We start from the raw sequence: 10,885 nt of genomic DNA, 5'->3' as shown, positions 1-10,885 counted from the left end.
CACTGTGAGTCAATCCGCCCGCCATTCCTGCACGCGCCTGGGCCTTCTCGGTCTCGGCAGCCTGGCCGTCACCCTGCCGCTGGGTGCCCATGCCGAAGGCTTTATCGACGACGCCAAGGCCACGCTCAATCTGCGTAACGCCTACTTCAACCGCAACTTCACCAACCCGACCAACCCCCAGGGCAAGGCCGAAGAGTGGACGCAGAATTTTATCCTCGATGCCAAGTCCGGCTTTACTCAGGGCACGGTCGGCTTCGGGATAGACGTGTTGGGCCTGTATTCGCAAAAGCTCGATGGCGGCAAAGGCACCGCCGGCACGCAACTGCTACCGGTACATGACGATGGCCGCCCCGCCGACAATTTCGGGCGCCTGGGTGTCGCACTGAAAACCAGGCTGTCGAAAACCGAGTTGAAGGTTGGCGAATGGATGCCGGTGCTGCCAATCCTGCGTTCCGACGATGGCCGTTCTCTGCCCCAGACCTTTCGTGGCGGACAAATCACCTCCAATGAGATTGCCGGGCTAACCCTCTATGGCGGTCAGTTTCGCGGCAACAGCCCGCGCAACGACGCGAGCATGGAAGACATGTTCATGAACGGCAAAGCCGCGTTCACCTCGGACCGTTTCAACTTCGGCGGCGGCGAATACACCTTCAATGACAAACGTACCCAGGTCGGCCTGTGGTACGCCGAACTGACTGATATCTACCAGCAGCAGTACCTCAACCTCACCCACAGCCAGCCGGTGGGCGACTGGACCTTGGGGGCCAACCTCGGCTTCTTCAACGGCAAGGAAGACGGCAGCGCCCTGGCCGGCGACCTCGATAACAAAACCCTGTTCGCCCTGCTCTCAGCCAAATACAACGGCCACACCTTCTACGTCGGCCTGCAAAAACTCAGCGGCGACAGCGCCTGGATGCGCATCAACGGCACCAGCGGCGGCACCCTGGCCAACGACAGCTACAACGCCAGCTACGACAACGCCAAGGAAAAGTCCTGGCAGGTGCGCCATGACTTTAACTTTGTGGTGCTCGGGGTTCCGGGGCTGACCCTGATGAACCGTTATATCAGCGGCAGCAATGTACACACCGGAGCGATCACCGACGGCAAGGAGTGGGGACGTGAGTCGGAGTTGGCCTACACGGTGCAGAGCGGTGCGCTGAAGAACCTCAATGTGAAGTGGCGCAACTCGACCATGCGCCGGGATTTCAGCAATAACGAGTTCGATGAGAATCGGATTTTTATCAGTTATCCGATTTCATTGTTGTAGGTTCCAGTGTCGAACTCGATCTCAAAGGTGCCGCACATCCATGTGGGAGCTGGCTTGCCTGCGATGGCGGTGGGTCAGTTACCACACCCTTTTCTGACCCACCGCTATCGCAGGCGAGCCAGCTCCCACATTTGATCTCATGCGCCGGGAAGGAAGTTGACAACACCAGGAATCCCTAACACTATTTCCCCATAGTCATACGACAACCTACAACAAAAATCTGGAAGGCCCATGACCACCACCACTCCCACTCCCTTCAACCGCCTGCTGCTTACCGGTGCCGCCGGTGGCCTGGGCAAAGTCCTGCGTGAACGCATGCGTCCTTATACCCAGGTGCTGCGCCTTTCGGATATCGCTGAAATGGCCCCCGCCACCGATGCTCGCGAAGAAGTGCAAGCCTGCGACCTGGCCGACAAACACGCCGTGCATCAGCTGGTAGAGGGCGTCGACGCCATCCTGCACTTTGGCGGTGTGTCGGTGGAGCGCTCGTTCGAAGAGGTGCTGGGCGCGAACATCAGTGGCATTTTCCATATCTACGAAGCCGCCCGCCGCCACGGGGTCAAGCGGGTGATCTTCGCCAGTTCCAACCACGTGATCGGTTTCTACAAACAGGGCGAGCAACTCGACGCCCACTCCCCGCGCCGCCCGGACAGTTACTACGGCCTGTCCAAATCCTACGGCGAAGACATGGCCAGTTTCTACTTCGACCGGTATGGCATACAGACCGTGAGCATCCGTATCGGCTCCTCGTTCCCGCAACCGCAGAACCGCCGGATGATGCACACCTGGCTGAGTTTCGACGACTTGACCCAACTGCTCGAACGCGCGCTGTACACGCCCAACGTCGGCCATACCGTGGTGTACGGCATGTCGGCCAACCTCGATACCTGGTGGGACAACCGCTACGCCGCGCACCTGGGCTTTGCGCCCAAGGACAGCTCCGAAGTGTTCCGCGCCGAGGTTGAAGCCCAACCGCCCGTGGCCGCCGATGACCCGGCCAAGGTCTACCAGGGCGGTGCGTTCTGCGCGGCGGGGCCGTTCGGTGACTGAGTGCCCAGCAACCCAAGGGAATGACCATGTGTGCTGAATTGATTGTCGACGCCCGTAACGCCGTGGGCGAATGCCCGGTGTGGGTGCCTGAAGAAAACGCGCTGTATTGGGTGGATATCCCCAACGGCGGCCTGCAACGCTGGAACGCCGCCACCGGCCATCTGGCAGCGTGGAAAGCCTCAGAGATGCTCGCCTGTATTGCGCGCACCCAAGCGGGCAATTGGGTCGCGGGGATGCAAACCGGCTTCTTTCAACTCACGGCCCACAACGACGGCAGCCTCGACACCGTGCCGCTGGCCAGCATCGAGCATTCACGTCCGGACATGCGTTTGAACGATGGCCGCTGCGATCGCCAGGGCCGTTTCTGGGCCGGCAGCATGGTGCTGGACATGGGCTTGAACGCCGCCGAGGGCGTCCTTTATCGCTATGCGTCCGGGACTGCGCCCCACGCGCAACTGGACGGGTTCATCACCCTCAACGGCCTGGCCTTCAGCCCCGATGGCCGCACGATGTACGCCTCCGATTCACACCCGCGGGTGCAACAGGTCTGGGCGTTCGACTACGACATCGAGACCGGTACACCGTCCAATCGCCGCCTGTTCATTGATATGAACGACTTTCCTGGGCGCCCCGACGGTGCGGCCGTGGACGCCGAGGGCGGCTACTGGATCTGCGCCAACGACGCCGGGCTGATTCACCGTTTCACCCCCGACGGTCGCCTGGACCGCTCCCTGAGCGTGCCGGTGAAAAAACCCACCATGTGCGCCTTCGGTGGCAGTCGCCTGGACACTTTGTACGTCACCTCCATCCGTGACGACCCGAGTGAACAGTCGCTGTCCGGAGGCGTGTTCGCCCTCAACCCAGGCGTCCAAGGGCTGCCCGAACCCCGCTTCATCGTTTAATCGCTGTGCCTTGAATACAACAATAACAAGACAGGAGTGACTTCCATGGACTTCAAACGCACCTTGCTCGCCGCTGCAATCTTCACCCTCAGCAGCGCCGCCCACGCGCTGGAAATCAAGTTTGCCGACATCCACCCCGCCGGCTACCCCACCGTGGTCGCCGAAGAGAATATGGGCAAGGCCCTGACCAAGGCGAGCAACGGCGAGCTGACCTTCAAGTACTTCCCCGGCGGTGTGCTGGGCTCCGAGAAGGAAGTGGTCGAACAGGCCCAGGTCGGCGCCGTGCAGATGACCCGCGTGAGCCTCGGTATCGTCGGCCCGGTGGTGCCGGACGTGAACGTGTTCAACCTGCCGTTCGTGTTCCGCGATCAGGCACATATGCGCAAGGTCATCGATGGCGAGATCGGCGACGAGATCCTCGCCAAGATCACCAACTCCGAGTTCGGCCTGGTGGCCCTGGCCTGGATGGATGGCGGCACGCGCAACCTCTATACCAAGAAACCGGTGCGCAAGATCGAAGACCTCAAGGGCATGAAGATCCGCGTGCAAGGCAACCCGATTTTCATCGAAGCCTTCAACGCCATGGGCGCCAACGGCATTGCCATGGACACCGGCGAGATCTTCAGCGCCCTGCAGACCGGGGTTATCGACGGCGCGGAAAACAACCCGCCGACCTTGCTGGAACACAACCATTTCCAGAACGCCAAGTACTACACCGTCACCGAACACCTGATCCTGCCCGAACCCATCATGATGTCGAAAATCACCTGGAACAAGCTCGACCCCGCCCAGCAGGACATGGTCAAGGCCGCCGCCAAGGCCGCCCAGGCCGATGAGCGCGTGCTCTGGGACGCCAAGTCCGCCAGCAGTGAAGAGAAACTCAAGAAGGCCGGCGTGGAGTTCATCACCGTCGATAAAAAGCCCTTCTATGAGGCCACCGCCGCGGTGCGTGCCAAGTACGGTGCGCCGTATGCGGACATGATCAAGCGCATCGACGCGGTTCAATAACCTCCCCTGCCCTGCATAAGGCCCGGCGCGGTCGGTATCGACGCGCCCGGTCACGGTGAACGCCATGAAGACTTTACTGCTGCGCTTCAATGACCGCCTCTACATGACCTGCATCTGGGTCGCCGGCCTGTCGGTATTGGGGGTCGCCTTGATCATTCCCTGGGGTATCTTCACCCGCTACGCCCTCGGCACCGGTTCCAGCTGGCCGGAGCCCACCGCTATCCTGCTGATGCTGGTGTTCACCTTTATCGGCGCTGCTGCCAGTTACCGTGCCGGTGCGCACATGTCGGTGGCGATGGTTACTGACCGCTTGCCGCCAACCCAACGCCGCCTCGTCGGCATCCTCTCGCAACTGCTGATGGGCACCATCTGCGTGTTCATGACGATTTGGGGCACCAAGCTGTGCCTGTCCACCTGGAACCAGTTCATGAGCGCCATCCCTACCCTGCGCGTGGGCATTACCTATATGCCGATCCCGATTGGCGGGGTGCTGACCCTGGTGTTCGTGGTCGAAAAGCTGCTGCTCGGTGACCAGAGCAATCGCAAGGTGGTGCGTTTCGACCTGGTTGAAGAAAACGAAGGGGCCGCCTGATATGGACGCGTTGATTCTGTTGGGTAGCTTTGTTGCGTTGATCCTGATTGGCATGCCGGTGGCCTATGCGTTGGGGCTGTCGGCGTTGATTGGTGCGTGGTGGATCGACATCCCGTTCCAGGCCCTGATGATTCAGATTGCCGGTGGGGTGAACAAGTTTTCGCTGATGGCGATTCCGTTCTTCGTACTGGCCGGGGCGATCATGGCCGAGGGCGGCATGTCACGGCGCCTGGTGGCCTTTGCCGGGGTGCTGGTGGGCTTTGTACGCGGTGGCTTATCCTTGGTCAACATCATGGCCTCGACGTTTTTCGGCGCGATTTCCGGTTCATCCGTGGCCGATACCGCGTCGGTCGGCTCGGTGCTGATTCCAGAGATGGAACGGCGTGGTTATCCGCGCGAATTCGCCACCGCAGTGACCGTCAGCGGTTCGGTGCAGGCGCTGTTGACGCCACCCAGCCATAACTCGGTGCTGTACTCCCTGGCCGCTGGCGGCACGGTTTCCATCGCCTCGCTGTTCATGGCCGGTGTGGTGCCAGGCCTGTTGATGAGCGCGTGCCTGATGGTGCTGTGCCTGATCTTCGCGAAAAAACGCGACTACCCCAAAGGCGAAGTCATCCCCTTGAAGCAGGCGCTGAAGATCGCCGCCGATGCGCTCTGGGGCCTGATGGCCATGGTGATCATCCTGGGCGGCATCCTGTCGGGCATCTTCACCGCCACCGAGTCGGCGGCGATTGCGGTGTTGTGGGCGTTCTTCGTGACCATGTTCATCTACCGCGACTACAAATGGCGCGAACTCCCCAAGCTGATGCATCGCACGGTGCGCACCATTTCCATCGTGATGATCCTGATCGCCTTCGCCGCCAGCTTCGGCTACATCATGACCCTGATGCAGATCCCGGCGAAGATCACCACGCTGTTCCTGACCCTGTCGGATAACCGCTACGTGATCCTGATGTGCATCAACGTCATGCTGTTGTTGCTGGGCACGGTGATGGACATGGCGCCGCTGATTCTGATCCTCACGCCTATTCTGATGCCGGTGATCCTGGGCATCGGCGTCGACCCGGTGCACTTTGGCATGATCATGCTGGTGAACCTGGGTATCGGCCTGATCACCCCGCCGGTGGGCGCGGTGCTGTTCGTCGGGGCGGCGGTGGGCAAGACCAGTATCGAGAAAACCGTGAAGGCCCTGCTGCCGTTTTATGCGGTGTTGTTTCTGGTGCTGATTGCAGTGACCTACATCCCGGCGTTGTCGCTGTGGTTGCCCCACTTGGTGCTGTAAACCTTCTTTCAGAAACAAGGTGAGCAAGTGTGGGAGCTGGCTTGCCTGCGATAGCGGTGTATCAGTCACGGATGCATTGACTGACAGGTCGCTATCGCAGGCAAGCCAGCTCCCACACTTGCATCCTCAGTGTTTGTTTTGACTTCATCAGGCAGGTCAATCGTGATTGAGCTTTCGGATAAATTCACCCATCTGGTGCTCGCCCCGGCCATCGGCGGCAGCCTCGTCAACTGGACGGTGCGCGCCACCGGGCAGCCGCTGTTACGGCACAGCGATGCACAGGCGATCAATACCGGACTGCCGGGCAAGCTGGGCTGCTATCCCTTGGCACCCTGGTCCAACCGAATCGCTCAAGGTGGGTTCGACAACCCCGATGGCTGGCTGGCACTGGCACCCAATAGCCTCACTGACCCTCTACCGATTCACGGTTCAGCCTGGCAGCAGCCGTGGCAGGTGACAAGCCAGTCAGAACATGAAGTGGTGTTGGAGCTGCGCTGCGAAACGCCCTTCGCCTATCACGCCCGCCAGCGGGTGCACTTGGACAACGGTGAGTTGAATATCGATTTGTGCGTGACTCACTTGGCCGAGCAACCGGCGTGGCATGGGTTGGGCTTGCATCCGTACTTGCCGCGCCGGCCGGGTACGCGGCTGCAGGCCAAGGCTAGGCAAGTGTGGATGAGTGATGCAGCCAAGCTGCCCACAGGGTTGGCACCGGTGCCCGAAGATTGGGATTTGCGGCAACTCAAAGGATTGCCAGAGGGGCTGGTGGACAACGGCTTTTGCGGCTGGGATGGGCACTGCCTGATCGAACAACCGGAGCTTGGCTACCGCCTTGAATGCCAGGCCAGCGGCGCCGGTTACTTCCTGCTCTACTGCCCGCCGGGGTTGGAATTTTTCTGCATCGAGCCGGTGAGTCATCCGGTGAATGCCCATCACCTTCCAGGCAGGCCTGGCCTGAAACTGCTGGAGCAAGGCCAGTCAACCCACCTGGCATTCAACCTGAAATACACGCCAAATGCCTGAACTGTAGGAGCGAGCTTGCTCGCGAAAAACTCACAGGCGCCGCGTTCATTCAGAAAACACGCGTTATCGTTGACGTTTTTCGCGAGCAAGCTCGCTCCTACAGTTGGAGGATGCGTCAGTGTCAGGGTGGGCTGTTTTTCAGGCGCCCGGCCGTGTCGATACTCACCACCACCGACAACCCCGGTCGCAAGCGTTCACTTTCGGCCTGGTCCGGGTCTACGGTGATGCGCACAGGCACCCGCTGGGCGATCTTCACGAAGTTGCCGGTGGCGTTGTCCGCCTGCAACAGGCTGAACTCGGAACCGGTCGCCGGGGAAATATGCTGCACCGTGCCATGGAATTTGCGGTGGTTCAGCGCATCCACGGTGAACGTCACCGGTTGGCCGACCTGCACATTGTCCATCTGGGTTTCTTTCATATTAGCAATCACCCACAACTGCTTGGGCACCAGCGCCATCAGTTGCGCGCCGGAATTGACGTACGCGCCCAGGCGCACGCCGATCTGCCCGAGCTGACCATCCCGTGGTGCCGTGATGCGGGTATTGGACAGGTCGATGCGCGCCAGTTCCACCGCCGCCTCGGCACTCGCGACAGCGGCCTCCAGGGAGCCGCGGTTGACGATCACCGTCTGCAAATCCTGGCGGGCAATTTCCAGGCTGGCCTGGGCCTGGGCCACGGCAGCGATGGTCTGCGCGTTGGCAGCACGGGTCACGTCCAGTTCGCGTTTGGAGACCGAACCATCGCTGATCAGTTCTTCATTGCGGCGCAAATCCGCAGTGCTCTTGCGCGCCTGGGCCTGGCTGTCGACCAGAGCGGCCTGGCGCAGCTTGATGGTCGCTTCGGCGCTGTTGCGTTGCTGCACCACGTTGGCCAACGAGGCCTTCTGCACCGCCAGTTGCGCCAGGGCCTGGTCGAGGCGCTGCTTGTAGATGCGGTCGTCCAGGCGCACCAGCAGGTCGCCGGTCTTGACGTACTGGAAGTCCTGCACCGGCACTTCGAATACATAACCGCTGAGCTGTGGGCCGATAATCGTCACCTGCCCACGCACCAGGGCGTTTTCGGTGGTTTCCACCGCGCTGCTGAACGGCGGCAGTTGCCAGGCGTATAACACGATCAGCACACCGATGATGGCGATGGCGGCAAAGCCCAGGGACGAGATGATCCGCACGCGCAAGGGCCGCAATTGGGTCGGCACCGCGCCCGGTGGCGTGCTGCCTTCCGGCGTGGCGGCAATGGCGGTCGTGGTGGTGGTTGAAGGTTCAGTCATGAAGTCGCGCCGCTGGGTTGAACAGGAGGAGTTGCCTTGGTGGTACTCATCAGCCATAGGCTGCGGGTGAAGATCCACAGCATGGTCAGGATCGCGATAATCGCGATCAGCATGAAGACATCGTTGTAAGCCATGACGTTCGCCTCACGGGTCGCCGCCGTGGCCAGGCTGCGGATGCCCATGAGGTTGCGCAGTTCCGGGTCGGCGACGATCTTGCCATAGGCCGCCCCACCATTCTGCACCCTTGCCGCCACAAGCGGGTCGATCAGGGTCAGGTGCTCGACGATCATGCTCGAATGGTACTTCTCGCGCACGATCTGGAAGGTGCCCAGCAACGCCGCGCCGATCAGGCCACCGAGGTTCTGGCAGATTCCGAACATCACCGAGAAGCTCACCAGGTTGCGTGGGTTGGTCAGCACATTCTTGGTGCCCAGCACCATGGTCGGCCCCAGGAAGAACGTACCGCCGAAGCCTAGCAGGAACTGGCTGATATAGAGGTTCTGCGGGCGGGTCAGGTTGCTGGAAAAACTGTCCATCACCGAACCTGTCGCCATCAGCGCCAGGGAGATGATCAGCGGCATCAGCAGGTGCGCCGGGTTGATCGTCAGCGCGCTGACCACCAGCCCGGCAATCGCGCCGGCCAACATCACCACGTACAGGGTATGCATCTGCTGGTAGCTCATGTTCAGCATCTGCATGAACCCCACCGCACCGGTGGACTGCTCGGACAGCACCATGCGAATCAGAACCACCGCCAGCGCCAGGCGGATCATCACGCCACTGCCCAGCCAGCGCGTCATCAGCATCGGGTTGCTGCGGTTATGCTCGATGGCCAGCCCGGCCATGATCAGCACCAGGGAACAGGCCGAGGCCACGCCGATCCACGGCGCTTCCAGCCACCAGTCGATGCGCCCCAGGGACAGCACTGCACAGAGCAAGGCCACGCCGCTGGCGAGGATGGCGAAGGTCAGGAAGTCGAGTTTTTCAAAGGTTTTGAAGCGATCGCCCGGCGGCAGCTTGAGCAGGAACACGCAGCCCAGGCAGATCAGCGCCAGGCCCAGTTCGAACAAATACAGCCCCCGCCATTCAGCGATTTGCAACAAGTCTTCGGAAAACAACCGCGCCAGCGGTAACGCCAACTGCGCGGTGCCCAGCCCCAGCACCAGGGCTTTCAACCGCCACTTGGCCGGGAATGCCTGGATCATGTAGTACAAGCCCAACGAACTCAGTGCCGCACCCACCATGCCGTGGGCGGCCCGTACCGCAATCGCCGAACTGAGGTCATTGACGAACAAATGCCCGAAGGTCACCAGCGCGTAGAGCACCAGGAACACCTCGGTAAACGCACGCAGGCCGAACTGTTGGCGAAACTTCACCAGCAGCAGGTTCATGCACACGTTGGTCATCACATAGGCGGCGGGCAACCAGGCCATTTCCGCGGTGGTCGCGCCCAGGGCGCCTTGCAGGTATTGCAGGTTGGCGATAACCAAGGCGTTACCCAGGCCGCCGGTAATTGCCACCAGCACGCCGACCATCGCGAAGAGCCAGCGCTTATGTGTGGGGTGCAGCGGCGTCGAGGGCGAGCCAGGCAGGCTCGGCCGCTCGTGGGGTTGCCAGGTGTGGGGGGTGTATTTATCCATTCGGTGACCTTGGTAAGCCGGGGTGCAAGGCCGGTGAATCCGTTACACAGAGGAACAGTAACCTGAGAGGCGTTCATGTTGCCATCTTGAGGACACATTTGATCCTTAAGCAAGAGGCCGTATCGACCGCCCCACCTGCAAGCTTTGAATCCTCCTTGATCAGTTCTGCGCTTGAGCGCTGTGATCAGGGTCCGGCTTGACCGCAATATCAGGCACCGGTTTATAGAACGGACCGTAATCCATCAGTAATTCTTCACCTCTTTTGATGTCACTCAACGCCACATAGAACGTCAGGTTTTTTCCAAGAGCGACGCAGATGACGTTGTTCGACTTCCACACCGGCCCATCGCTCAGTTGCGAGGTATTGATCAGGCTCAAGGTGTTACCCGTATGCAGCGCACTCACCGAGCGATTGCCCGAACGCGTGCCGAACAGATAAGTCAGTACAGCCCGTGAACCCTGTTTGCGTTGCTCCTCGAACAGCGACGCCTCTGATGCATGGTATTTGCCGGCATAGGGGCCAAGCACCTCGAACTGGGAAATATCGCGCCTGGCCCACACCGACGCGCCGCGGTCCGGGCCCCCATCGTCAAGGGCTGTGAACACGTCCAGGGTTTCATCAAACCGGGACTGGTGCTGGCCTTCGGTGCGCAGCCAGTCTTTGATAGACGCTTTGACCTGGGCTGAAACGCGCGCTTTAGTTGCACTGTCTAGCCCGTCAAGCAGGCCGTTCCAGTGGGTGATGCGGATGTCATCGACAGGGCCCTCGAGCAAGCCGGTCAGGCTGACGGTGGGCTGCGCGGGGTCCTGCAGAATCGGCAGCGTATTGTCGATTCGATGCCGAGGTAATGGAG

The 10,885-nt window shown here is 60.9% G+C and carries 10 protein-coding genes; 7 read left to right on the top strand and 3 right to left on the bottom strand.

Annotation, left to right across the window (positions count from 1 at the left end):
* The first annotated feature begins 4 nt into the window (after positions 1-4).
* The 7 genes from GIW04_RS21955 (at position 5) to GIW04_RS21925 (ending at position 7,124) form a co-directional block, all read left to right on the top strand.
* Positions 5-1,267, top strand: a complete 1,263-nt coding sequence (locus GIW04_RS21955; protein ID WP_032896494.1) for an OprD family porin — start codon at positions 5-7, stop codon at positions 1,265-1,267.
* 231 nt (positions 1,268-1,498) lie between these two features.
* Positions 1,499-2,317, top strand: coding sequence for an NAD-dependent epimerase/dehydratase family protein (locus GIW04_RS21950; RefSeq protein WP_120248853.1), 819 nt, complete (start codon positions 1,499-1,501; stop codon positions 2,315-2,317).
* Positions 2,318-2,343: 26 nt separating this feature from the next.
* Entirely contained in the window at positions 2,344-3,219 is an 876-nt protein-coding gene (locus GIW04_RS21945) for an SMP-30/gluconolactonase/LRE family protein (RefSeq protein WP_120248854.1), read from the top strand.
* Between the two features lie 45 nt (positions 3,220-3,264).
* Complete coding sequence (locus GIW04_RS21940; RefSeq protein ID WP_120248855.1) at positions 3,265-4,227, top strand: TRAP transporter substrate-binding protein; 963 nt, start codon at positions 3,265-3,267, stop codon at positions 4,225-4,227.
* A 64-nt stretch (positions 4,228-4,291) separates the two neighbouring features.
* Positions 4,292-4,819, top strand: coding sequence for a TRAP transporter small permease (locus GIW04_RS21935; protein ID WP_003192293.1), 528 nt, complete (start codon positions 4,292-4,294; stop codon positions 4,817-4,819).
* A 1-nt stretch (position 4,820) separates the two neighbouring features.
* The gene (locus GIW04_RS21930) at positions 4,821-6,101 is read left to right on the top strand and encodes a TRAP transporter large permease (RefSeq protein WP_003192294.1); all 1,281 of its coding nucleotides are present in this window, start codon (positions 4,821-4,823) and stop codon (positions 6,099-6,101) included.
* Positions 6,102-6,263: 162 nt separating this feature from the next.
* Positions 6,264-7,124: an aldose 1-epimerase gene (locus tag GIW04_RS21925; protein ID WP_120248856.1), complete on the top strand. Its 861-nt coding sequence runs from the start codon at positions 6,264-6,266 to the stop codon at positions 7,122-7,124.
* Between the two features lie 121 nt (positions 7,125-7,245).
* On the opposite strand, the gene GIW04_RS21920 is transcribed toward GIW04_RS21925, so the two are convergent.
* The 3 genes from GIW04_RS21920 to GIW04_RS21910 all read right to left on the bottom strand — a co-directional run.
* Positions 7,246-8,391 (bottom strand): HlyD family secretion protein, encoded by a 1,146-nt coding sequence (locus GIW04_RS21920; RefSeq protein WP_003192298.1) that lies wholly within the window; start codon positions 8,389-8,391, stop codon positions 7,246-7,248.
* Positions 8,388-10,031 carry an MFS transporter gene (locus GIW04_RS21915; protein WP_120248857.1) on the bottom strand — a complete coding sequence of 548 codons (1,644 nt, stop codon included), beginning with the start codon at positions 10,029-10,031 and terminating at the stop codon, positions 8,388-8,390. The genes GIW04_RS21920 and GIW04_RS21915 overlap by 4 nt, the downstream gene beginning before the upstream one ends.
* Before the next feature lie 159 nt (positions 10,032-10,190).
* On the bottom strand, positions 10,191-10,885 hold a 695-nt coding region (locus GIW04_RS21910; protein WP_329607634.1), incomplete at its 5' end, for an SET domain-containing protein-lysine N-methyltransferase.

Origin of the sequence: Pseudomonas sp. PA-4-8C, assembly GCF_021606625.1 — a bacterium.
GTDB classification, from domain to species: Bacteria; Pseudomonadota; Gammaproteobacteria; order Pseudomonadales; family Pseudomonadaceae; genus Aquipseudomonas; species Aquipseudomonas lactis.
The sequence above is the reverse complement of the archived record's forward strand: the minus strand, read 5'-3'. Positions and strand labels throughout refer to the sequence as shown.